20 protein-coding genes are annotated in these 23,504 nt (G+C 64.8%); 13 read left to right on the plus strand and 7 right to left on the minus strand.

Annotated elements, in window-relative coordinates; translation table 11 throughout:
• Positions 1–25: 25 nt before the first annotated feature.
• On the minus strand, positions 26–316 hold the full coding sequence (locus J1M86_RS12565) for a chorismate mutase (RefSeq protein ID WP_075837383.1): 291 nt from the start codon (positions 314–316) through the stop codon (positions 26–28).
• 371 nt (positions 317–687) lie between these two features.
• Here J1M86_RS12565 and J1M86_RS12570 point away from each other — a divergent pair, with 371 nt between their 5' ends.
• On the plus strand, positions 688–3,177 hold the full coding sequence (locus J1M86_RS12570) for a UvrD-helicase domain-containing protein (RefSeq protein WP_206510133.1): 2,490 nt from the start codon (positions 688–690) through the stop codon (positions 3,175–3,177).
• A 59-nt stretch (positions 3,178–3,236) separates the two neighbouring features.
• Here the strand turns inward: J1M86_RS12570 and J1M86_RS12575 are convergent, their stop codons facing one another.
• Positions 3,237–4,292, minus strand: a complete 1,056-nt coding sequence (locus tag J1M86_RS12575; RefSeq protein WP_206510134.1) for a M23 family metallopeptidase — start codon at positions 4,290–4,292, stop codon at positions 3,237–3,239.
• Between the two features lie 247 nt (positions 4,293–4,539).
• On the opposite strand from J1M86_RS12575, the gene J1M86_RS12580 reads away from it, so the two are divergent.
• The 3 genes from J1M86_RS12580 (at position 4,540) to sucD (ending at position 8,576) form a co-directional block, all read left to right on the plus strand.
• Positions 4,540–6,345, plus strand: coding sequence for a hypothetical protein (locus tag J1M86_RS12580; protein WP_307786625.1), 1,806 nt, complete (start codon positions 4,540–4,542; stop codon positions 6,343–6,345).
• A 147-nt stretch (positions 6,346–6,492) separates the two neighbouring features.
• On the plus strand, positions 6,493–7,656 hold the full coding sequence (sucC, locus tag J1M86_RS12585; RefSeq protein WP_075837290.1) for an ADP-forming succinate--CoA ligase subunit beta: 1,164 nt from the start codon (positions 6,493–6,495) through the stop codon (positions 7,654–7,656).
• An 8-nt stretch (positions 7,657–7,664) separates the two neighbouring features.
• Positions 7,665–8,576 carry a succinate--CoA ligase subunit alpha gene (sucD, locus tag J1M86_RS12590; protein WP_206510135.1) on the plus strand — a complete coding sequence of 304 codons (912 nt, stop codon included), beginning with the start codon at positions 7,665–7,667 and terminating at the stop codon, positions 8,574–8,576.
• A 70-nt stretch (positions 8,577–8,646) separates the two neighbouring features.
• Here sucD and J1M86_RS12595 read toward each other — a convergent pair whose 3' ends face one another.
• Positions 8,647–9,216 (minus strand): hypothetical protein, encoded by a 570-nt coding sequence (locus J1M86_RS12595; protein ID WP_206510136.1) that lies wholly within the window; start codon positions 9,214–9,216, stop codon positions 8,647–8,649.
• On the opposite strand from J1M86_RS12595, the gene J1M86_RS12600 reads away from it, so the two are divergent.
• On the plus strand, positions 9,203–9,574 hold the full coding sequence (locus tag J1M86_RS12600; protein WP_206510137.1) for a hypothetical protein: 372 nt from the start codon (positions 9,203–9,205) through the stop codon (positions 9,572–9,574). The two genes, J1M86_RS12595 and J1M86_RS12600, sit on opposite strands and share 14 nt — an antisense overlap.
• A gap of 84 nt (positions 9,575–9,658) precedes the next feature.
• Here J1M86_RS12600 and J1M86_RS12605 read toward each other — a convergent pair whose 3' ends face one another.
• Together J1M86_RS12605 and J1M86_RS12610 are read right to left on the minus strand one after the other, a co-directional pair.
• Entirely contained in the window at positions 9,659–10,666 is a 1,008-nt protein-coding gene (locus tag J1M86_RS12605) for a hypothetical protein (protein WP_206510138.1), read from the minus strand.
• 7 nt (positions 10,667–10,673) lie between these two features.
• Positions 10,674–11,192 carry a hypothetical protein gene (locus tag J1M86_RS12610; protein WP_206510139.1) on the minus strand — a complete coding sequence of 173 codons (519 nt, stop codon included), beginning with the start codon at positions 11,190–11,192 and terminating at the stop codon, positions 10,674–10,676.
• Positions 11,193–11,457: 265 nt separating this feature from the next.
• Between J1M86_RS12610 and J1M86_RS12615 the strand changes: the two genes are divergently transcribed.
• From J1M86_RS12615 to J1M86_RS12645, 7 genes are all read left to right on the plus strand, one after another.
• On the plus strand, positions 11,458–12,669 hold the full coding sequence (locus J1M86_RS12615; protein WP_206510140.1) for a DUF5336 domain-containing protein: 1,212 nt from the start codon (positions 11,458–11,460) through the stop codon (positions 12,667–12,669).
• A gap of 57 nt (positions 12,670–12,726) precedes the next feature.
• On the plus strand, positions 12,727–14,190 hold the full coding sequence (locus tag J1M86_RS12620) for a DUF6350 family protein (protein WP_241260025.1): 1,464 nt from the start codon (positions 12,727–12,729) through the stop codon (positions 14,188–14,190).
• Positions 14,191–14,248: 58 nt separating this feature from the next.
• Entirely contained in the window at positions 14,249–14,872 is a 624-nt protein-coding gene (purN, locus tag J1M86_RS12625; RefSeq protein ID WP_075837379.1) for a phosphoribosylglycinamide formyltransferase, read from the plus strand.
• Complete coding sequence (purH, locus tag J1M86_RS12630; protein WP_206510141.1) at positions 14,869–16,419, plus strand: bifunctional phosphoribosylaminoimidazolecarboxamide formyltransferase/IMP cyclohydrolase; 1,551 nt, start codon at positions 14,869–14,871, stop codon at positions 16,417–16,419. Before purN ends, purH begins: the two co-directional genes overlap by 4 nt.
• Before the next feature lie 339 nt (positions 16,420–16,758).
• Positions 16,759–17,436 (plus strand): DUF559 domain-containing protein, encoded by a 678-nt coding sequence (locus J1M86_RS12635; protein ID WP_307786626.1) that lies wholly within the window; start codon positions 16,759–16,761, stop codon positions 17,434–17,436.
• 98 nt (positions 17,437–17,534) lie between these two features.
• Positions 17,535–18,920, plus strand: a complete 1,386-nt coding sequence (locus J1M86_RS12640) for a sigma 54-interacting transcriptional regulator (RefSeq protein WP_206510143.1) — start codon at positions 17,535–17,537, stop codon at positions 18,918–18,920.
• The gene (locus tag J1M86_RS12645) at positions 18,920–20,866 is read left to right on the plus strand and encodes a VWA domain-containing protein (RefSeq protein WP_206510144.1); all 1,947 of its coding nucleotides are present in this window, start codon (positions 18,920–18,922) and stop codon (positions 20,864–20,866) included. Before J1M86_RS12640 ends, J1M86_RS12645 begins: the two co-directional genes overlap by 1 nt.
• On the opposite strand, the gene J1M86_RS12650 is transcribed toward J1M86_RS12645, so the two are convergent.
• Both J1M86_RS12650 and J1M86_RS12655 read right to left on the minus strand, forming a co-directional pair.
• Positions 20,863–21,432 (minus strand): DUF1707 domain-containing protein, encoded by a 570-nt coding sequence (locus J1M86_RS12650; RefSeq protein ID WP_075837283.1) that lies wholly within the window; start codon positions 21,430–21,432, stop codon positions 20,863–20,865. The genes J1M86_RS12645 and J1M86_RS12650 overlap by 4 nt on opposite strands.
• A 13-nt stretch (positions 21,433–21,445) precedes the next feature.
• Positions 21,446–21,919, minus strand: a complete 474-nt coding sequence (locus J1M86_RS12655) for a hypothetical protein (protein WP_206510145.1) — start codon at positions 21,917–21,919, stop codon at positions 21,446–21,448.
• A 274-nt stretch (positions 21,920–22,193) separates the two neighbouring features.
• Between J1M86_RS12655 and J1M86_RS12660 the strand changes: the two genes are divergently transcribed.
• The gene (locus J1M86_RS12660; RefSeq protein ID WP_206510146.1) at positions 22,194–23,498 is read left to right on the plus strand and encodes an NtaA/DmoA family FMN-dependent monooxygenase; all 1,305 of its coding nucleotides are present in this window, start codon (positions 22,194–22,196) and stop codon (positions 23,496–23,498) included.
• Positions 23,499–23,504 lie beyond the last annotated feature (6 nt).

Genomic DNA, 23,504 nt, shown 5'->3' on the forward strand with positions numbered 1-23,504 from the left:
GGACACGCACAACCAGGTTCGTCTTCTAGCGTCCGAGCCGTCCGCGACCCAGACGGAGGAGCAACATGGCGAGGGTGTGGCCCTCCTGGCCGAGGCTGCTGAAGCGGTCGAGAACCTTCATCTCACGACTGTGAACCATGCGTGGCCCGCCCGAAGCCATGCGGGTGCGGCCGATGAGCTGGGAGATCTCGGTGCGACGCTGGATGGCGGCGAGAATCTCGGCGTCCAGACGGTCGATCTCCTGACGGAGTTCATCGATTTCTGCCTCGGACGAGGGCAACGCGCTGTCGGACTCGATCTTGGTCGTGGATGCCATTTTCTCTCCTAGTGTCACAGTGTGGATCGTTGCCGTCTCCGGCACCGTTACGTCCGGCGTGTATTCGTCGAACGCTTCCCGACCGGATGTGAGAGTGTGCACTCGGTCACATTCTTATCCTGTTTGCGGGTTTCGCGCAGAACGACGGGGTTCAAGATCAGCTGTCGACGTTCCCGCCTTCCTCGGTCGAAGGGGTGTCGGGGTGCTGATCGCCTGGATACAGGCGGCGTCGGCACACGGCTTTTTCGATCACTGATCCAGTGTGCCACCCGGATCACCTCCTGGAAAGTCGGTCGAGGAGCACAACATCGGCCGCGAGCGTTCGCTTCTGGTGCATCGGTGTCAGTGCGCGCCGGTAACCTGAACAAGCGATGAACATGAACCTCACTGCTGTACCCACGCCTGGAAAGTCCGATGCCGACGCGCTGCTGGAGGGTCTCAACCCGCAGCAGCGTGAGGCTGTTGTGCACACCGGATCGCCGCTGCTCATCGTGGCGGGCGCGGGGTCGGGCAAGACGGCGGTTCTGACGCGTCGCATCGCGTATCTGCTGGCCGCTCGAGGAGTGACGCCCGGCCAGATTCTCGCCATCACCTTCACCAACAAGGCGGCCGCCGAGATGCGCGAGCGCGTGGTCGGCCTGGTCGGCCCGCGCGCCAACAGCATGTGGGTCTCGACGTTCCACTCGAGCTGCGTGCGCATTCTGCGTAGTCAGGCGACACTGCTGCCGGGGCTCAACTCGAACTTCTCGATCTACGACGCAGACGATTCACGTCGGCTGTTGACGATGATCTCCAAGGATCTGCAGATCGACACCAAGAAGTTCACGGCGCGGTTGTTGGCGACACACATCTCGAACCTCAAGAACGAACTCGTCGGACCCCAGGATGCAGCGTCCGATGCAGAGAAGGAGACCGTGGAGCTGCCCAAGCTCATCGCACGCGTCTACGGCATCTATCAGCAGCGCCTGCGCGGCGCCAACGCGATGGACTTCGACGACCTGATCGGCGAGACGGTCGGGCTGCTGCAGGCGTTCCCACAGGTGGCCGAGTACTACCGTCGGCGGTTCCGGCACGTGCTGGTCGACGAGTACCAGGACACGAACCACGCGCAGTACATGCTGGTTCGCGAGCTGGTCGGAACAGCCGATTCCGACGGCGCTCTGGAGGGGACCGTCGCACCGGGTGAGCTGTGCGTGGTCGGTGACGCCGATCAGTCCATCTACGCGTTCCGCGGCGCGACCATCCGCAACATCGAGGAATTCGAGCGCGACTACCCCGACGCCCGCACCATTCTGCTCGAGCAGAACTACCGTTCGACGCAGAACATCCTCTCGGCGGCCAACTCCGTCATCTCCAGAAACACCGGCAGACGCGACAAGCGACTGTGGACCGATTCCGGCGAGGGCGAACTCATCGTGGGGTACGTCGCGGACAACGAGCACGACGAAGCCTCGTTCGTCGCCTCGGAGATCGACCGTCTCGTCGACAACCACGACGTGCGGTACGACGAGGTGGCGGTCTTCTACCGCACCAACAACTCCTCCCGTGCACTCGAGGAGATCTTCATCAGGCTCGGCCTCCCGTACAAGGTTGTAGGCGGGGTGCGCTTCTACGAGCGCAAAGAGGTGCGCGACATGGTCGCGTATCTGCGGGTGCTGTCCAACGAGGACGACACCGTCAGCATGCGACGCATCCTGAACACCCCGCGGCGCGGTATCGGCGACCGCGCGGAGGCGTGTGTCGCGGTGCATGCCGAACAGCGCGACATCAGCTTCTCCAGAGCGCTGCGCGACGCCGCGGACGGCAAGGTGGCGCTGCTCAACTCGCGGGCCCAGAAGCTGATCGGTCAGTTTCTCGAGCTGCTCGACGAACTCCGCAGCATCCTCAACTCCACCGACGACGACGGCAACGACATCACCGATATCGGCGATGTCGTCGAAGCTGTCCTCGACCGCACTGGATACCGCGCCGAGCTCGAAGCCAGCAGTGACCCACAGGACGGTGCACGCCTGGACAACCTGAACGAGCTCGTCAGCGTCGCCCGCGAGTTCACGTCCGAGGCGAGAAATCTGGCCGCCGTCGAGGCCGAGTTGGAAGCCGAGAACGGCGCCATCGATGACGGTCTGCTCGATGACGGGGAGGCGGACCCCGCCGAGGGCACCCCCGAACCTGGTTCGCTCGCGGCATTCCTGGAGCGGGTCTCGCTCGTCGCCGACACCGATCAGATCCCCGACTCAGGCACTGGCGTCGTGACCCTGATGACCTTGCACACGGCCAAGGGGCTCGAATTCCCGGTGGTCTTCGTGACCGGTTGGGAGGATGGGCAGTTCCCGCACATGCGTGCGCTCGGCGATCCGCACGAGCTGTCCGAGGAGCGCAGACTCGCCTACGTCGGCATCACGCGTGCACGCCACCGCCTGTATGTCACCCGAGCGATCATGCGGTCCGCGTGGGGGCAGCCCATCAACAACCCCGAATCCCGCTTCCTGCAGGAGATTCCACAATCATTGATCAACTGGAAGCGTGAGGATCCCGGCGTCGGTGGACGCTCGATCGGCGGTGGCCACCATAGGGCCGGTGCCGGATTCGGCGGGGGAGGCTTCGGTGGTGGCGGTTTCGGCGGGGGTGGTGGCTTCGGCGACCGTCGCGGTCAGTCGACGCCCAGTTTCGGTTCGGCGCGCGCACGCAACAACACCCTGGTGCTGGCTGTGGGCGACCGTGTCAACCACGACAAATACGGCCTCGGGACGGTGCTCGAGTCCACCGGCTCAGGTACTTCGGCGATGGTGCTCGTGGATTTCGGTACGTCGGGTCGCGTGAAGATGATGCTTATCGGCGGCGTGCCGATGACCAAGCTCTGACGGGACTTGCAGTCGCCGGCTGTGGCAGGTGAGACCGGGCGAGTGAGCCTGAGAAGGAATCAGGAGAGTTCGGGTCCGAGGCCGATGCCTCGGGACGCCAGCCACGGCAGGGGGTCGACCTTGCTGTCGCCGGGCAAGTGCACCTCGAAGTGGAGGTGCGGGCCGGTGGAGAAACCGCGGTTGCCCATGGTGGCGATCTGATCGCCGGCCATGACCTGCTGTCCCACCGTGACGAGGGTGGTGTCGATGTGACCGTAGACAGTGATTGTGCCGTCCGCATGCTCGATGCGAACCCACATGCCGAAACCTGCGGCAGGACCGGAGTCGATGACGGTGCCGTCGGCGACCGCGAGGATCGGAGTGCCGATGGCGTTGGCGATATCGACACCTGCGTGCAGAACGCCCCACCGCTGACCGAAGTTCGAGGTGTAGGTTCCCATGGCCGGCAGCACGAACAGCGGACGACGAGCGGCCTCCTCGCGGGCGGCACGCTCCTCGCTGAAGCGCTGTCCCTTCGCGAGAAGGTCGTTGAACTGACTCAGGTCGATCGGGTTCGCGACGTTGAGAATCTGAGGTGCGGAAGAAGCCGTGACATCCGTCGAGGTGTCTTCGGCGGTCTGTGCGGCCTGCGGAACGGTCGTGGCGAGGATGCCTGGTGCGGCAGGTGCGGCGCCGGCAGCGAGTGCGACTTCCTCGGAGCTGGTCGCCGTGGAAGGGCTGTGATCGATGACCGCTTGCCCTGCAGCAACGACGGCTCCGGCAGCTACCGCGAGGACTGCTGCGCGGCCCTTGAGTGCGGTGGGCGGCGTCGGAATGCGGTGTGCGCCGCCGCGTCGGGTAACGGGAACGGCGTCGGTGGAGATAACCTCGGTGACGGCCTCTTGGCCCGGTGTGTGTAGTTCGCTGTGGTGGTAGCTCTCGGCGGAACCGTAGTTGCTCGCGAAGTAGTCGTAACCACCCGTGCTGGGGTCGGCAGAACCGATTTCAGTGGAGTTGAGGGCCGTGTTGTCAGGCTCCCAGCCGGTCTGCGTCGAGAACACCGTTGGTGCACTCTCGGTCACCGCTGCCGGTGCTACGAACCGGCTGGAGGTGAACGATGCGCGGTGTTGCGACAAGACCTGCAACCTCCGATTCCGTGATCTGCTCGTGACTTAAGACTCGGCAGACGGTAACGAAACGATTGCAAGGCGCGCAAGTTAATCGGCCAACAACTGACCGTTTGTGACATGGCTCACAACGTGAGCAGGGGTTTTGTAGAGAAGTTCACTGTTTCGACGCTCATCGTTTCTACCCACGTCCCTGTTATCGAAACTCGGCGCGGGATGCCCGGACAAGTACTCATCGGACGATAACGTCGACCCCGTGGCACCCACATTCCGGACCGACAGAGCTGTGCCCCGTGCAATCGAGCCGGTAACCAGCGAGGACGTCAATGCTCGCCGCGCCGGGCTGTGGGCCGCGGGACTGACGGCGGCCGCAGCGCTGTGCGGACTCGCAGCCATCGCCTCGAACACGGTTCGATCGGCTACTGAAGAGTCACCGGGTCCAGGTGTCACCGCCGCGGCCGCCGTATCGCTGGCCCCGCTCGTCGCTGTGGCACTGCTGGCACTCGCGGCAGCCCTGTCCCGCCCGGCCCTCGCCGGCGCGCTCACAGCCGGCTACGGCGCAGTGGCTCTCGGTCTCACCGTCCTCGATGTCGGACTTCTCCGCTCGCCCATCGATGCCAACCGACTCGAACTGTTCCGGCCGAACACCGCCGAGGTCCTCGACCCTGCAGCGGGCGCCTACCTGTTCATCGCCTCGCATGTCTTCGCGGTCGTGGGTGGACTGTTCGGTCTCAGGGCGATCGATCGCGCGTCCTTCGGCGAAAACTACGGCCACTCGGCGCAGGCAGAGCTCGTCGGTCGGGCTGCCGCAATCAGGATTGGCGGCACCCTTTCTGTGCTCGCAGCGGCCGCCGCGCTGCTCACCGCCGGGGCGATGTTCGCGCCCGCGTACGTCTCCACCGACTCGATCGTGCTGGTTCCGGCGGTGGTGCAGTCTGCGCTGACAACCTCGATCGGTTCCGGCTTGATCGCCCTCGCTGTCCTCGTGGTGGTCGCCGCCGCGTTGGCATCGATCTCACCGACGGTGACCTCGGGAGCGATCGCGGGCGCCGGACTCGCCGTACTCGGCGTCTTCGCCACCCGGGTCATCGCAGGCTCGGCCTCCGGGCCCGAGATCGAGGTATCCGCCGGTTCGTGGCTGGGCACAGTCGCGGCGAGCGTGCTGGTGTTGGTCGCCGCCCTCGCGCTTCCCTCCGCGATGCGCCGCGACCTTCGGGGCGCTGCCGTGCGGGAGAGGCGTCGGGCATCCCTGCCCTCAGGGCGATCGATCCACCTGCATATCGCCGCGGGCATCGGCGGAGCCGTTGCGGGTGTGCTCCTGTGCGCCGGCGCCCTGCTCCCCGTCCTGGACGTCCCGGCCGGACTGCCTGATCCCACCATTCTGGCCGCCCGGGTCGCCCTCGTCGCCGGTTTCGTGCTCGTCCTCGCGTGCGTCCCGATGTTCTTCTCGTTGTTCGCCGCAGCGACCCGCCCGCTGCTCGGAGTCGTGGCCGTCGCCGGGGTCATGGCGGGGGCAGGCGTCCTGCAGGCGGTGCTGATGGCAACCGAGATCGACGGCATTGCCGTCGGAAGCGGCGGAGTCGCGACAGGGCTCGGGGTGATCGCAGCCGTCGTGTGCGGTGCGCTCGTGCTGCTGGCCGGTAGCGCCGAACGCGAGGACGTCGACACCTCCGAGATCCGAACCGACAGCAAAATCGGATCGGTGGCACTGCTCGGCGGAACGATGTCGGCCATCGGCCTGGGTCTACCGCTCTACAGCGGTGTCGATGCATCGGCCGCGTCCTTCGTCGACTTTCCGTGGGGTTGGGACGCGTGGGGCCAGGCAGTGTTGGCAGTGACCGTGGTCGCGGCGAGCGCCGTTTCAGCTCGGTCGCGTCCCGCCAGAAGTACCGCCCTGCTCGTGGGGTGCGTGGTCGCGATGATCGTGTATCTGCTCGGGTGGCCGCTCACTCAGGGGCGCGTGAGCGACCCCGTCGTCGGCGCGGGTGCCGTCGTCGGTGTCATCGGGGTGGTGGTTCTTGCTGTGGCCGCACTTCTTTCGGCCCGACGCGCCCAGAAGTGAGGCGTGGGACACATCCTGCTGACCGGTGAGATAGACCACATAGCTCGCATGCGCCCGGTAAGGCTGCGAGGCACCTGGATAAAGTCGACCATCAGACCCGCCCACACCCAAAGGAGCGGGCGTCAACGTAGACGAGACGGTGAGCTGATGGATCTCTTCGAATACCAGGCGAAGGAATTGTTCGCCAAGCATGGCGTACCCACCTCCGCGGGTCGTGTCACGGACACGGTCGCCGGAGCAACACAGATTGCCGAAGAAATCGGCAAGCCAGTAATGGTCAAAGCACAGGTCAAGGTCGGCGGACGCGGCAAGGCCGGCGGAGTCAAGTACTCCAAGGACGTCGCAGCAGCCACCGAGAACGCAGAAGCAATTCTCGGACTCGACATCAAAGGCCACGTCGTCAAGAAGCTTCTCGTCGCAGAAGCCTCCGACATCGCCGAGGAGTACTACATCTCCTTCCTGCTCGACCGCACCAACCGCACCTACCTCGCGATGTGTTCGGTCGAGGGTGGCGTCGAAATCGAGGTGACGGCGGAGGAGAACCCCGACGCACTCGCACGTATCCCGGTCGACGCCGTCAAGGGCGTCGACCTTGCTTTTGCCCGTGAGATCGCCGAAAAGGGCAAGCTTCCGGCCGAGGTGCTCGACGCCGCTGCGGTGACCATCCAGAAGCTGTGGGAGGTCTTCATCAACGAGGACGCCCTTCTGGTCGAGGTCAACCCGCTGGTTCGCACCCCGGACGATCAGATCCTCGCCCTCGACGGCAAGGTGACGCTCGACGCCAACGCAGACTTCCGTCAGCCCGGGCACGCCGAGTTCGAGGACAAGGATGCAGCTGATCCCCTCGAGGCCAAGGCCAAGGAGAACGACCTCAACTACGTCAAGCTCGACGGGCAGGTCGGCATCATCGGCAACGGTGCCGGGCTGGTCATGTCGACGCTCGACGTCGTCGCCTACGCCGGTGAGGCGCACGGTGGCGTCAAGCCCGCCAACTTCCTCGACATCGGCGGCGGCGCGTCTGCCGAGGTCATGGCCGCAGGCCTCGACGTCATCCTCAACGACTCGCAGGTCAAGAGCGTGTTCGTCAACGTCTTCGGCGGCATCACCTCGTGCGACGCAGTTGCGAACGGCATCGTCGGCGCACTGAAGAAGCTGGGCGACGAAGCCAACAAGCCGCTCGTGGTTCGTCTCGACGGCAACAAGGTCGAAGAAGGACGCAAGATTCTCGCCGACGCCGCGCACCCGCTGGTGACGCTCGCCGGAACCATGGATGAGGGCGCCGACAAGGCCGCCGAGCTGGCAGCGAAGTAGAGGAAACCATGTCAATCTTTCTGAACAAGGACAACAAGGTCATCGTCCAGGGCATCACCGGCGGCGAAGGCACCAAGCACACCGCACTGATGCTCAAGGCCGGCACCCAGGTCGTCGGTGGCGTCAACGCACGCAAGGCCGGCACCACGGTCAAGCATGTCGACGCCGACGGTAACGACATCGAACTCCCGGTCTTCGCGTCCGTCGCCGAGGCCATGGAGAAGACCGGAGCGGACGTCTCCATCGCGTTCGTCCCGCCGGCATTCTCCAAGGACGCCATCGTCGAGGCCATCGACGCCGAGATCCCGCTGCTCGTCGTCATCACCGAGGGCATCCCCGTGCAGGACTCCGCGTACGCGTGGGCCTACAACGTGGAGAAGGGCAAGAAGACCCGCATCATCGGCCCGAACTGCCCCGGAATCATCACTCCCGGTGAAGCTCTCGTCGGCATCACCCCCGCCAACATCTCCGGCACCGGCCCCATCGGCCTGGTCTCCAAGAGTGGCACGCTGACCTACCAGATGATGTTCGAGCTTCGTGACTTCGGCTTCTCGACGGCCATCGGCATCGGCGGCGACCCCGTCATCGGCACCACGCACATCGATGCCATCGAGGCATTCGAGAACGACCCCGACACCAAGATCATCGTCATGATCGGTGAAATCGGCGGCGACGCGGAAGAGCGCGCAGCCGACTACATCAAGGCCAACGTGACCAAGCCGGTCGTCGGTTACGTCGCAGGCTTCACCGCTCCTGAGGGCAAGACCATGGGCCACGCCGGTGCCATCGTCTCCGGCTCGCTCGGTACCGCTCAGGCGAAGAAGGACGCGCTCGAGGCTGCAGGCGTCAAGGTCGGCAAGACGCCGTCCGAGACCGCTTCTCTCGCACGCGAGATTCTCGAATCGCTTTCTGTGAAGTAAGTATTCGATACGCGAAAGGGCCCGTCACGGTTGTGGCGGGCCTTTTTCGTGTGCTCAGCAGGTCGTGTGGCTAAAAGATGGAGTGCGTCAGCGTCGCGGTGTAGGTGTCGGAGACCACGTCGGTGGCGGGGATTCCGATGGACACCGTGGCGGTCCAACCCGTCAGGCACAGTGCGCCTCCGCGCTTGGCCTGCTTGGCTTGCGTGGTCAGAGCCACGTTGGTCGAGGGCGAACTGCCGGCAAGTCCTGCCGTACAGGCAGAGGACGGTGCCAGGTAGCTTGCCGAAGTCGGAGTCAACACTTGCCCGGTGTTGACCCCACGGAGGTCCGAGAGACTGACCGACGAGGTCCAACCAGCGACACCCACGCCCAGCACGGTCATGCTCATGTTCCCGGTCCACGTCGTGCCCGGCGTGACGGTAGACGGTCCGATCAGGGACGAGGGCACCACGATATCGAGCAGGTTGGACATTGCTGCCTCAGCTCGGGGTTCATCGGTGGTCGACGTGGTCGGCGCCTCCTTCGCGATGGTCGTGGTGGGCACCGTGTCGGTGGTTTCTGCAACGGCAGAGGTCGTCTCGGTCGCGTCGAGACCCTCTGCGTCGACCGCGATCGTCTCGACCGGTGTGGTCGTCTCCACGGCTGTGGTCGTCTCCACTGATGAAGTCGTCTCGGCCGGTGTGGTCGTGGTCGACACGGCCTCTGTAGTCTCCGCAGCCTCCGCGAGTTCCGTTGTCCCCGTTGTCTCCGTTGTCCCCGTTGTCTCCGCGGGCTCCGTTGCTTCCGTGGTGACAACGGGCGACGTACTTGCCGGCGGCGCGGGTGGCGCCGCGAGCGTCGGTTCGATGCTCGCGGACTCCTCCGTCGTTGCGGTCGCGGGCGGACACGGCATCGGGGCGACAGCCGACTCGGTGGTCGTGACGGGGGCAGGGACAGGCGGTGTCGTCGTGGTGGGAACTACGACGACGCAGCCCGAATCCGGCGCAGGTTGTGCGTAGGCAACAGGCTCCCCCGCGGCAACCGACAATCCCGCCGCGACGAGGCCGATCGCGAGTGCGGGGACGAGCCACATACGACGCATGTCATGGCGCCTTTCGGTGTCGAAGAGCGAGCCAGCCACCGGCAATAGCCGCAACGACGAGAACCGCCGCGAGGATCCACACCCAGGATGGAATGCCATCGGTCTCGTTCGAGGTCGCCGCTCGAGAACCTTGCTCGGGGAAAGAAAGCTCCACGGTCGTCGACTTGTTCACCAAACCGCTGCTGATGGAGATGGATGCTTGCCATGGACCGGCTGGGATGGCCGGATCGAGGGCGAACGTGACATTTCCCGTTCCTCCGGGCGCGATGGAGCCGCCCGAGCCCTGGACCGGCTCCGTCGAGATTCCACCGGGGCCGTCCGTAAGTGTGAGTGTGCCGCTGGGATCGAGTGCACGCCCGCCGGTATTGGTGATCGAGGTGGTGACCTGCGGTGTCCCGTCCTCGCTGCGCGCCGCCGTTACCCCGTCGATGGCGAGATCGGCCGGGGGACCGTTACCAGGCCCGACCGACAGGTAGGTGCGGATCCCGACTCGACTGACGTTCTGTATGCCCGTCTCGGTCGGCGCATCCGCGGTTTGGGCCCAGACGACGGCGTATTGCTCTCCCTCCGGCGCGTCCTCGGGTACTGCGATCGTGACAACGGCCTCCTCGGCCGTATTCGGGGGCAATACGACGTCGGTGGGGGCGACCGACATCCAGGTGGTGAGTTCGTTGACGGCTCGGCCGTCCCCGATCTGGAATCCGTCCGCTCCCTCGCCGATCGACGCGGCCGCGGGATAGAGCGTGATGGTCTGTTCTCGGTCGCTCCCGTTGCTGACCTCGATGCGTCTGGTGATGGTGGTCCCAGGCGGAAGGTTGTCGACGATGTACGCCATCGCGCGCGGATCGTCTTGAAGCGACACAGGTGCTTCGAGCAGCCGAATCCCGACGCTGCCGACCGCTTCCGGATCGTTGTTCTCTTGTGCGGCTGCCGGAGCCTGAGCGACGATCACCGATGCAATCGTCAGCAATGTCAGGACCCCGGCGGCCAACCCCCGATGTAGTGGCATGTACGAATCAGGCCACCGAATGGGTGACGGTGCCCGTGTACAGGCCGGCCACGACACCAACCGGAGGGAGTGTGACGGCCAGGTTGCCGGTCCAGGTAGCGGTGTTCGCGCCCAGGACGAGCGTTGCAGTCTGGACAGGCGTGGGGAGGGCGATGATCACTGGGAGCGGAGTTCGCGTCACGAGCGCGGTACCGGTCACGTCGGCGACGGTGCCCTGGTACGTCACGTTGGTTGGCAGGATCGATACAGGGTCGGGTGCAGGCTTGTTGAATGGGGAGCTGGCGGCCGTTGCGATCCAACCGAGGACGCCCAGACGCTGGTCGGAGACGACAACATCACTGATTCCGCCTGTTGCCTGGAGTCCGGAGACGGTCAGCGAGGCGGTGAGGGGCGCGGTGATGGTGAGGGCGCCACCGGTGACTGTGAAGGTCACGGTTGTGTCTGCGGCGTTCGATACACCGGGTGCGATGACGGCGACTGCAAGTGCGCTGGCAGCTGCGGCGGAGGCGAAAACTGATCTACGCATGTGACGTCCTAGGAAAGTGCGAGGGGGCTCGCGAAAATGTTACGTACATCACATTAATCGCTGGCGACTGGACATCGTTACGTTTTCCTTGACATTTCTTCGTGATGTGTCACGAGATCTCCGGATGAGTCCGGGGCGGCGGGTCCAATTGCACGCCCGAGCAGGTCACGCACCGCATCGCCGATCGGTCGAACGAACGGTGCTGGCGGGTCCGTAGACTGGCGTGGTCCGCCGACCCGATCTCATCTTTGCCGAGGAGTGTGTCATGACCTATCCGCCCGAGGGCCCCCGATCGTCTGGGCCCGGCTACAGCGGTTATGGCAGCTACGGCCCCGCGGGCCAATCGTTCGGTACGCCCGCGCAAGGGTCGCAGTCGCCGTACGCGCAAGGGCCGCAAGCGCCTTACGCTCAGGGGCAGTCTCCTCAGTACGGTCAAGGCCCACAGTCGCAGCCACAACCGCAGCCCGGTCAGCCTTCGCAGCCGAGTCCGTCGTTCAGCCAGTACAACCCGCCGCTGAAAACGGATGGAGCGTCGTCATTGCCGCGCATTCTGTCCTCGGTGGTGCTCGCGCTCGGTGTCGTGCTCCTGCTCGTCGGTCTTGCCGGCCAGTACGAGGCATTCGGTGAGACATCCAACTTCTATCTGATCAGCAGCGGCGACCCCACGTCGATCGCGTTGATGTTCGCCGCCGGACTCACCGCGGGCGTCGGATTGCTGCCCAAGCAGCCGAAGACCATCGGAATCGCGGCAGCTCTGGCTCTCAGCGGATGGTTGGTACTGCTCCTCCAATCGTTCAACACCGGCGATGCAGGACCTGCCGGAATGACTGTAGGAATCGGCGCCGGTGCCGTCGCGGCACTCGTGCTCGGATTCGTGCAGTCCGCCGTCGCCGTGGCGGCAACGCTGCTGCACTCCGGTGTGATCAAGGCGCCGCAGCCCAAGCCCGTGTCCTACGGCCAGCAGAGCAACGCTCCCGGCTACGGTCAGCCGCCCGCAGGCAGCTACGGCCAGGCCTCGCAGCAGCAGTACCAGGGTCCTTCGCCTCAGGGGCAGCAGAGTCCGGGACAGTCGGGTTATGGCGGGTACGGTCAGCAGCCGGGTTACGGCGGTTCGGGATCGGGCTACGTGCCGCCGGCCTACACGGGAGCTCAGCCGCCGCAGAGTCAGAACCCCACCGGCGGCCTGGGCTATCCGGTCGGCGCGCCCAAGCCGGACTCGTCGGGTGGATTCACCCCACCGGCCGGCCAGGACTCGCCGTACAGCCAGTACCCGTACAACCACACACCCGTCGGATCCGGTGCCTACGGTGCCTCCCAGCACGCACCGACGGAAAGCGTGCCGACGGATTCTGTGTCCTCGGACAATGCGCCGACGAGCGAGACCGACGGTGCACCAGGAAGCGGGGAGACATCCCCCAACGACAGCGCCCCGACTCGCGCGTTCGACCCGTCGGCGGCCGATGAGAACAAGAAGTGACGCTCGCTCGGCGCGCCTGATCGAAGCGATCGGACGTTGGTGCAACGCTCGTAGCCGATGAGCGCCGTACTGAACCAAGAGAGGCAGCGCGCCGGACGTACACCTCGTTCGCCGCAGCGTCCGCCGACGTTGTCACCTGCCCAGTCGAAGACATTGATCCGGGTCGCATTTCGCACCCCGGGTGTGCTCATCGCGATCTGCACGACTGTCGTCCTGGTGACACTGGTATCGGCCAACAGTGATCTGACCGGAACGTTCGGCGCGATCGCCGGATTGTGGTTCGCGGTACACCACGTGCCGCTCTCCATTGCCGGCACATCACTCGGCGTCCTGCCGCTCCTGCCCACCCTCGTTCTGGCCGTCGTCGTCGCCCGCGGCGTGGCTCGGACGGTGACCGAGGCACCCACCCGTCGGGAATGCGGGCTCGTCTTCGGTGCCGCTGTACTCGGTCCGCTCTTCGTGACGGCACTCGCGCTCGCCGTCGCGGCAGACGCCTCGGCTGTCATCGGTTTGGACAGTCCGCACGCACTTCTCGCCTTCGCCTGGGTGGGTGGGGTGCACGCAGTATCTGCGGCGATCGGCGTGGCTGTCGGCACGTGGAATTCCGAAGCGATGGTTGCGAGAAGTCCTCAGTGGTCGCGCCGAGTCGTGACGCCGACGGTTCGTGCCGGCTCGGTCCTCGTCGCGGGCAGCGGAGCCATCGTCGCCGCGTCGATGGTTGCATCGTGGTCCACGATGGACGCGCTCCTCGACTCCGGTGATGGATTCGTCGGTGTGCTTGGCTTGACGGTCCTGTCGATTCTGTATCTGCCGAATGTGATGGTGGGTGCCCTCGCGGTGAGCGTCGGATCCTCCGCCCACGTAGGCGAGGTCGCGGTCAGTATGTTCCGCAGTGTGGGAGGGCCGGTGCCGCCGCTCCCGGTCCTCGCTGTTCTGCCGGAAGGCGCCGCGCACTCCCTGTGGCTGCTGATGTTGATCGTTCCGCTGACGGCGGGAGTGTTCCTCGGCCGTGACTGCGCCCGCCGCGCTGTCGATGTGAACCACGCGCTGTCGTCGGTGTGGCTCGGGGCGGCCGTGATCGGCGTTTCCGCACTTGTCCTCGGTTTCGTGGCAGGCGGAAACCTCGGCACGTTCGGCACGATCGAAGTGACGGTGTGGTCGTTCGGTCTGCTGGTGTTCGCGTGGGTGGCGGTCGTCGGATCCGTAGCCGCGGGCGTTACTGCTTGGCGCGCTGGAACGAGGAGCGAGGACCAGGCGGAACCGGAGAGTGCGTCGGTGCCGGTCGAAACAACTGCGATTGCCGCGATCGCGCAGCCCGCCGAACTCGAAGGCGGCCCTGCCGAAGAAGCTGCAGTCGAGGCGGAAGTGGTGGAGGCGGCACCGGTGGAGGTGGATGCCGCAGTAGAGGCTGAGGTTGTGGCCCCGGAACCGGACGGAGACGATCAGCCGATCGACGCGGAGATCGTGGACGTCGAGAAGACAGAGGACCTCCCCGACAGGCCGCCGAGCGAGAGCGACTAGTCTTTACACGGCCCGGCGACGGCGGGCGTTTCCCTCGACGTTTTTCAGGAGTAGTGCGCTGACTGCCTCGCGTGAGCACCCAGCACGAGTCGTCGTCCTCGCATCGGGGACCGGCTCGTTGTTGCAGTCGCTGATCGCGGCGGCAGCGGAGAACTCCTACCCCGCTCGCATCGTGGCCGTCGGTGTGGATCGTGACTGTGACGCAGCCCGGCACGCACATACCGCCGATATCCCACACTTTCGAATCGCACTCCGCGACTACGCCGACCGTGACGCATGGGATGCCGCGCTCACCGATGCCGTTGCGTCGCACACCCCCGATTTCGTTGTCACGGCCGGCTTCATGAAGATTCTTGGCACGCGGTTCCTCGACGCGTTCGCCGGCCGCATCGTCAACACCCATCCTGCGTTGCTGCCGTCGTTTCCCGGTGCCCATGCGGTGCACGACGCGCTCGCGTACGGCGTCAAACTGACGGGATCGACAGTTCACCTGGTCGACGAGGGCGTCGATACTGGCCCGATCCTGGCGCAGGAAGCTGTGCCGGTGCTCGACGACGACGACCGCGAGTCGTTGCACGAGCGAATCAAAATTGTGGAACGCAGATTGCTGGTCGATGTGATCGCTGCAGTTGCCGCACGAGGTGTTGTCTCCGATGGACGAAAGGCCCAGATTCAACCATGACCGAACGTAAAGCAGTGCGCCGCGCGCTGGTCAGTGTCTACGACAAGACCGGATTGATCGAGCTGGCGACCGGCTTGCACAACGCAGGCGTGGCCCTGGTGTCCACCGGATCGACCGCTTCGAAGATCGCCGACGCGGGCATTCCCGTCACCAAGGTCGAGGATCTCACCGGATTCCCCGAAACTCTCGACGGCCGGGTCAAGACGCTGCATCCGCGGGTGCACGCCGGTGTCCTCGCCGATACCCGTAGGCCCGAGCATCTCCAGCAGCTCGAAGAACTGGGCGTGGAGGCGTTCGAGCTGGTGGTCGTCAACCTGTATCCGTTCACCGACACCGTCGCCAGCGGCGCCACCCCGGACGAATGCGTCGAGCAGATCGACATCGGCGGCCCGTCGATGGTGCGCGCGGCTGCCAAGAATCACCCATCCGTCGCAGTCGTCGTCGATCCGGCGCGCTACGAGGACGTGCTCACCGCCGTTGCGGGGGGCGGTTTCACGCTGGCCGAGCGCACATCGCTGGCGGCGCAGGCGTTCCAGCACACAGCTGCATACGATGTTGCTGTCGCATCGTGGATGAGCAGCGTGCTCGTCGACTCCGATGAGCAGTTCCCCGAATGGGTCGGCGGAACCTGGGATCGGTCCGCGGTGCTTCGGTACGGCGAGAACCCGCATCAGGCCGCAGCGCTGTATGTCAGTCCCACCGGCGGTGGTATCGCGCAGGCTGAGCAGCTCCACGGCAAAGAGATGTCGTACAACAACTTCACCGACGCCGACGCTGCCTGGCGGGCCGCGTTCGATCACGAGGCGCCGACCGTCGCGATCATCAAGCACGCCAACCCATGTGGCATCGCCGTGGGAGACGATATCGCGGAGGCGCACCGCAAGGCTCACGCCTGCGACCCGGTCAGCGCGTACGGCGGCGTCATCGCAGCCAATCGTGAGGTGACCGTCGAAATGGCGGAGCAGGTTGCCGAGATCTTCACCGAGGTGATCATCGCCCCGTCGTACGGAGACGGAGCTCTCGGAGTCCTGCAGCGCAAGAAGAACGTTCGAGTGTTGCTCGCGACGCCGCCCGCGCTCGGTGGGGTCGAGCTCAAGCCGGTCTCGGGTGGCGCACTGCTGCAGCAACGAGACGCCATCGACGCCGAAGGCGACAACCCTGCGAACTGGACTCTCGCTGCTGGTGACGCCGCCGACGAGCAGACCTTGAAGGATCTCGAATTCGCCTGGCGGGCAGGACGAGCCGTCAAATCCAACGCCATTCTGTTGGCGAAGGACGGTGCGTCGGTCGGTGTCGGCATGGGCCAGGTCAACCGCGTCGATGCCGCTCACTTGGCTGTGCAGCGCGCGGGCGATCGCGTCGAGGGATCCGTTGCTTCCTCGGATGCCTTCTTCCCCTTCCCGGATGGGCTGCAGGTTCTGATCAGTGCCGGCGTCAAAGCCGTCGTGCAACCGGGCGGATCCGTCCGCGACAACGAGGTCATCGCGGCAGCTCAGGACGCCGGTGTCACGCTCTACCTGACCGGTTCGCGGCACTTCGCCCACTGACTCCCTCCTGCTGAGATCGCACTTGTGCGGTCGCTTACAGCATTTTCATCTGCACAAGTGCGAATTGGGCAACTGTGGATAGTTCGAGCGACTATCCACAGTTGCCGTTCTGTGACCTGGCGTGGGGTCCGGCCCTGACATCGTCGGTTCGTGCACGGCGACTATCCCTTCAGGGGTTCACAGGCGGTTCGGAGCGGGCAGCTGACCCGACACCAACTTGCCCACGATTTTCGTCGCATCCATCGCGACGTCTACGTGAGAAATGCGGTCGTCGTAGACGCGGTCCTCAGGGCGCACGCTGCACATGTTTTCGCCGGTAGCGCGGTAGTTTCGTGCGGAATGTCGGCTGCTGCGTTGCACGGTTCCAAGTGGATCGCCCCGGATGCACCGGCAGAGTTGATTTGGCCGGAACGCAGACGTCAGCTCAGCGGGCTTCGAATCAGGTATGACAGGGTCGGCGCGTCCGAGATCGAGCGAATCGGGGGACTCTCTGTCACCAGTGTGCCGCGGACGATGTTCGATCTCGCCCGCCAGCTTCCGCGTAGCCGCGCGATCGAGGTGCTCGACGCTTTGGCGAACGCAACGGGAGTCCAGGTCGAATCCGCGCAGATGTTGGTCGACCGATACCCAGGGATGCGTGGGATCGTAGCGGTGCCGGGCATTCTGAGTTTGGTCGACGGCGGAGCGGAATCGCCGCAGGAAACGAGAACTCGACTACTGCTCATCGATGCAGGGCTTCCGCGACCGTCAACGCAGATCCGAGTGTCGGACGAAAGCGGACGAGTCTTCGCGCGGTGTGATTTGGGTTGGCCGCAATGGAAAGTCGTCGTCGAGTACGACGGCATTCAACATTGGACGTCCGAAAAGCAGCGGACCTGGGACATTGAGCGCTACGACAGGCTCGAGCGGGCAGGCTGGCTGGTGATTCGGGTCAACTCCGAGCAGCTCCGGATGCGTCCGCACGAGATTGTCGCCCGGGTACTGGCGAAGTTGCGCTCCGCGGGCGCACCGGTCTGACGAGTTCGCACTTGTGCAGACCTGTGCCGCACAGATGTCTGCACAAGTGCGAACTCGCCAGGGGTGCACAAATGTGCGAACGCTCGTAGCTTGGGTAGGTGACCTCTACTCAACCTGGCATCACCACAGTCGGCGAGTTGCGCGCGTCCGGACACGTGCAGCGTTCCGTCAAGGACGAACTCCGGGAAAATCTGCTCGACGCTCTACGCGAGGGCAGGAGTGCGTGGCCGGGGATCCTCGGCTTCGACAAGACTGTTCTCCCACAATTCGAACGCGCGATTCTCGCTGGTCACGACGTTGTTCTGCTCGGCGAACGCGGCCAGGGCAAGACGCGATTGCTGCGCACACTGAACCTGCTGCTCGACGAGTGGTCTCCGGTCATCGCCGGTTCCGAGCTCGGCGAGCACCCATACGAACCCATCATCCCGGCGAGCATCCGCAAGGCCGAGGAACTGAAAGACGACCTGCCGATCACCTGGCGTCACCGCAGCGAGCGGTACGCGGAGAAGTTGGCGACACCGGATACGTCGGTGGCGGACCTCGTCGGCGATGTCGATCCCGTCAAGGTCGCCGAGGGACGCAGTCTGGGCGACCCGGAGACCATTCACTTCGGGCTCGTGCCCCGCAGTCACCGCGGTATCGTCGCGATCAACGAGCTGCCCGACCTGGCCGAGCGCATCCAGGTGTCGCTGCTCAACGTCATGGAGGAGCGGGACATTCAGGTTCGCGGCTACACGCTGCGCCTGCCACTCGATGTCGTCCTCGTCGCCAGCGCGAATCCCGAGGACTACACCAACCGTGGTCGCATCATCACTCCGCTCAAGGACCGCTTCGGTGCTGAGATCCGCACGCACTACCCGCATGTGCTCGACGACGAGATCTCGGTCATCGAGCAGGAAGCGAACCTGCAGGCAAACGTGCCGTCGTACCTGCTCGAGGTTCTGGCGCGGTTCACACGGTTGCTTCGGGATTCGCCGTCGGTGGATCAGCGTTCGGGTGTGTCCGCTCGCTTCGCGATCGCCGCTGCCGAGACGATCGCCGCTGCGGCGACCCATCGCGCCGCGGTTCTCGGTGAGGGGGATGCGGTAGCTCGGCCCGTGGATCTGGGCACCATCATCGAGGTCCTGCGCGGCAAGGTGGAGTTCGAGTCCGGCGAGGAAGACCGCGAGGTGGAGGTTCTCGAACACCTGTTGCGCCGCGCGACCGCCGACACCGTGCGCGAGCGACTCGGAGGCATCGATCTGGCCCCGCTGGTGACGGCGGTCGAGGAGGGCAAGCCCGTGGTGACGGGTGACCGCGTCACTGCGAAGGCGTTGCTCGACGAGCTCCCCGACCTGGAGGTCCTCGGTGAGATCGCCTCACGTCTGGATGCGTCCTCCGACGGTGAGCGGGCGTCGGCGATCGAACTTGCGTTGGAGGGGCTGTACCTGGCCCGTCGGATAGCCAAGGACCCCGATGACGACGGTCAGACGGTGTACAGCTGATGTCGGCCAGCAGATACGGGCGTTATCACGGTGGGCCTGATCCGCTGGCTCCACCGATCGATTTGCGGGAAGCGCTCGAATCCATCGGCAACGACGTGCTCGAGGGGGCGTCGCCGCGTCGTGCGATGCAGGAGATGCTTCGGCGCGGCACCCGAAACATGAGGGGGCTCGACGATCTGGCGGCCCAGGCTGCCAGGCGTCGCCGAGAGCTGTTGAAGAAGAACAACCTCGACGGCACGCTGCAGGAAGTGCGTGAGCTTCTCGACAAGGCAGTGCTCTCCGAACGCAAGGCGCTCGCCAGAGCCCTCGACGACGACGCGCGGTTCCAGGAGATGCAGATCGGTGACCTGTCGCCGTCGACTGCTCAGGCCGTCCAGGAGCTTGCGGACTACGACTGGCGGTCCTCGGAAGGGCGCGAGAACTACGAGAAGATCAAGGATCTGCTCGGACGCGAGATGCTCGATCAGCGGTTCGCGGGGATGAAGAAGGCGCTCGAAGGGGCGACGGATGAGGATCGTCAGGCCATCAGCGAGATGCTGAAAGACCTCAACGAGCTTCTTGCCAAGCACAATCGGGGCGAGGACTCCGAGGATGACTTCGCGGAGTTCATGCGCAAGCACGGGCAACATTTCCCGGAGAATCCACAGAATGTGGACGAGCTGCTCGACTCCCTGGCCGAGCGTGCGGCGGCGGCGCAACGGCTCCGCAACAGTCTGAGCCCGGAGCAACGCGCCGAGCTCGACGCGTTGGCGCAACAGGCTTTCGGCGACTCGAACCTTCTGCAGCAGCTCGATCAACTCGACCAGAACCTGCAGCAGGCCAGGCCCGGTGAGGATTGGGACGGTTCGCAGAACTTCCGCGGTGAGAACGGCATGGGGCTCGGCGACGGAACCGGTGCGCTGCAGGACATCGCCGACTTGGAGAACCTGGGCAATCAGCTTTCGCAGCAGTACAACGGGGCTGCGCTCGACGATATCGACGCCGACGCATTACTGAAGCAGCTCGGCCCGGAAGCCGCGGCAGATGCGCGGATGCTCGCGGAACTCGAAAAAGCGCTGCAGGAGCAAGGTTTCATGGACCGCGGCGCCGACGGGCAGTGGCGGTTGTCACCGAAGGCGATGCGACAACTCGGCCAGTCCGCGTTGAAGGACGTTGCCGGCAAGCTTTCCCGACGCGGCGGCGAGCGTGATACGCGCAAGGCCGGTGCGATGGGGGAGCCGACGGGGGCCTCGCGTGCCTGGGAGTTCGGCGATACCGAACCGTGGGATGTCACTCGTACCGTCAACAATGCGGTACTTCGTACGGCCGCCGCGGGTGAGACGTTTCCCGTCCAGTTGCAGGTGACCGATGTCGAGATCAGTGAGACCGAAACTCGCACTCAGGCGGCGGTGGCGTTGCTGGTCGACACGTCGTTCTCGATGGTGATGGACGGGCGCTGGGTGCCGATGAAGCGGACGGCGCTTGCGCTGAACCACTTGGTGAGCACCAGGTTTCGGGGCGACGACCTGCAGTTGATCGGCTTCGGCCGTCACGCCCGGAAGCTGACGGCCTCGGAGCTGGCGGGTCTCGATGGCGCGTACGACCAGGGCACCAATCTGCATCACGCATTGCTGTTGGCTGCGCGGCATCTGCGGCGGCATCCGAATTCGCAGCCGGTGGTGCTGATCGTCACCGACGGGGAGCCGACGGCGCATCTGGAACCGAATGGGCAAGCCTACTTCGACTATCCGCCGTCGGCGCGCACGCTCGGACTGACGGTCCGTGAGTTGGACACCATCGCCAAGCTCGGCGCGCAGGTGACCATTTTCAGGCTGGGCGACGATCCGGGTCTCGCCCGTGTGGTCGACCGAATGGCCGAGCGTGTCGGGGGACGTGTCATTGCGCCGGATCTCGACGGGCTCGGGGCCGCCGTGGTGAGCGACTACTTGAAGCGCCGCAAAAGCTAGGGTTTGGCTTTGATTCCGACGCCGCCCCAGAATGCGAAGCCGGTGATGATGACGTGTGGAGCGTGCGGGGCGCCCGTCTGGCTGAGGTGGTCGAATCCGCCCATGATTCCCATGCCGCGGACTTCGACGCCGATGTTCGGTGGGACGATGATGTCGATTCCGCCCATGATGGCGACGCAATTGATCGTTACCTCGCGGGCCGAGAAGCGTGCTCGACGTAGATCGAGTTCGCCGCCGCCCCAGAATGCGAACGCGTCGATCCTCGGTGCGACGGTCCACTCGCCCTTGCGCTCGAAACCGCTCATGATCGCGATGGCTCGGTCCGTACCGGGTCCGCTGGCCGTGTACTGGGACGTTTCGGGCGGAGTCAATGCAAGATCCGCGGTCAGTACATCGAGCTCGCCGTAGGTCTTCGCGCGGTACGCCGCCGCGGTGCGTTCGTCGTATTCGGTGATGGTGAGCTGGCCATCGGCCAGGGCGTTGTCGAGCAACTTCGCGACGAGGTTGCGGTCTGCGTCGGCGGCTCGAACACTGGCGCGTTGCGGTTCGGGTAGCTGTTCGCTCACCCCAGTAAGGCTACTAGGGATTACCCCACGCTGCGTTGACGATCGTGCGATCTCCGAGCGGCGATTTCAGTGTCATCTGCATCGTTCCGTAGACAGCCACCATGATGCAGGCCTTGTCGGCGGCCTCGGGAAGGGTGCCGGTGTGCAGCGCGATGATCACCTCGGAGTCGGTCTCGGTGACGTGGGCCTCGGCGCCATAGCACTCGGGCGTGCCGGTGACGAAGTGGATGGCGATGGTGTTGGGGGAGATGTGGCTCCAGGATTCGAACGGTGTCGGCATGGCGCGTACCAGGTCGGAGGTCGAGACGAACATCGTGCCGACGTCGCCGACCGGTACTTCGACTGGGGCGGGGGGTGCGCTGGAGGTCTGCACTGTGTCGACATCGGAGTTCGCGGTGTCGGTGCTCTCGCCGCCGTCCTCGGCCGTCCCGCTGGTGCAGCCGACGAGCAGGACGCAGAGCATCAGTCCCGCAGCGAAAAACCTCATTGCTCCAAAGTAGCGCCAAGAGCTGAGGAGAACCTTTGGGTCGGCGTTGAGGAGGTCGCTCCGGCGACTCGCGGTCGAGACAGTGCAGCTCGAGGCATCGTCGGGGCCTCGTCGTAGCGAGAAGAAGGTGCGCAATGGATGCGTCAACCGTCGGACATCGTTTGGACTCGAGTTGCGACTGAACTGTGGTCTGCGGCCGATCGAGGCCGTCCTCGAGAATCGACAGGAGCGCGATGATTCATCTCGGTTGGTCCCTCAGTTCCGGCGGAACGCGATGACCGCGGCACCCTTCAGGTTGGGATGGTTCGGAAACCTGACTGCACCGAACTGGCGCAGCGGGTGGTCCGAGGACGCCACGACGTGGACGGACGCACGGTTCTACGTCGATATGGTCCGCGCGATGGAGCGCGCCGGGTTCGACTTCATGATGCTCGAAGATTCCCTGATGGTGCCCGACATCTATGCGGGAACCGCCGAACTCGAGCTCAAACATGCCGTGTACGCGCCCAAGCTGGATCCGGTGCCGGTGGTCTCCATGCTTGCCTACGCTACCGAGCACATCGGAATAGTCGCGACCGCGTCGACGACGTTCTATCCGCCGTACTTGCTGGCCCGCGCCTTCGCGACCCTAGACCATGTGACGCGCGGTCGCGTGGGCTGGAACGTGGTCACCTCGAGTGAGGATCGTGCGGCTCAGAATTTCGGGATGGACGAGATTCCGGAGCACGATCGCCGGTACGACGTTGCCGCAGAGTTTCTCGAGGTGACTACCAAGCTTTGGGAGTCGTGGACCGAAAAAGCAATAGTGGCGGACCCGGTGAGCGGTTACTACGCCGACCATACTCAGGTGAATCCCATTCATCACCGCGGTGAGTTCTTCGATGTTCGTGGACCGCTCAACACTCCGCGCGGCCCCCAAGGTAAGCCGGTCATCTGTCAGGCGGGGTCCTCCCCGAAAGGACGAGATTTCGCCGCACGCAATGCCGACATGCTGCTGACGATTCCGAACGGGCTCGAGGAGATGAAGAACTACCGAGACGATATTCGTGAGCGCGCTGCAGAGGCTGGCCGTGATCCGGACGAGGTGAAGGTGTTCTTCGTGGTGGCACCGATAGTTGGGCGGACCGATGCCGAGGCGCAGGCCAAGTACGAAGAGTTCCTGGCGGATGGACAGCACAACTTCGAGTTTCAGATGTGCAATTTCGCGGCAACCATGGAAATAGACTTCTCGGTACTGGACCCCGATCTACCGATTCCCGAGGACGTCACCACGAACGGGCATCAGGGGCAGTTCGCGATCTGGAAAAAGGTGTTCGGTGATCGATCGATTCGAGACGCAGCCTCCGCGATGCGTATCGCGAGTCTGGAACTGATCGGCAGTCCTACGACGATTGCGGACAAGATGGACGAGGCCATGGAGTACGTCGGTGGCGACGGCTTCATGTTTCTCTCTCAGCCCCCCAGCAGGTCTTACATCTCGGATATCACCGAAGGTCTTTGTCCGGAGCTTCGTCGCCGCGGCCTGATTCGAACAGGATTCGGACACAGGACCTTTCGTGACAACCTGCGCTCCTTCTAAGGATCG

Origin of the sequence: Rhodococcus sp. KRD197, from assembly GCF_017168235.1 — a bacterium.
Classification (GTDB): Bacteria; Actinomycetota; Actinomycetes; order Mycobacteriales; family Mycobacteriaceae; genus Rhodococcoides.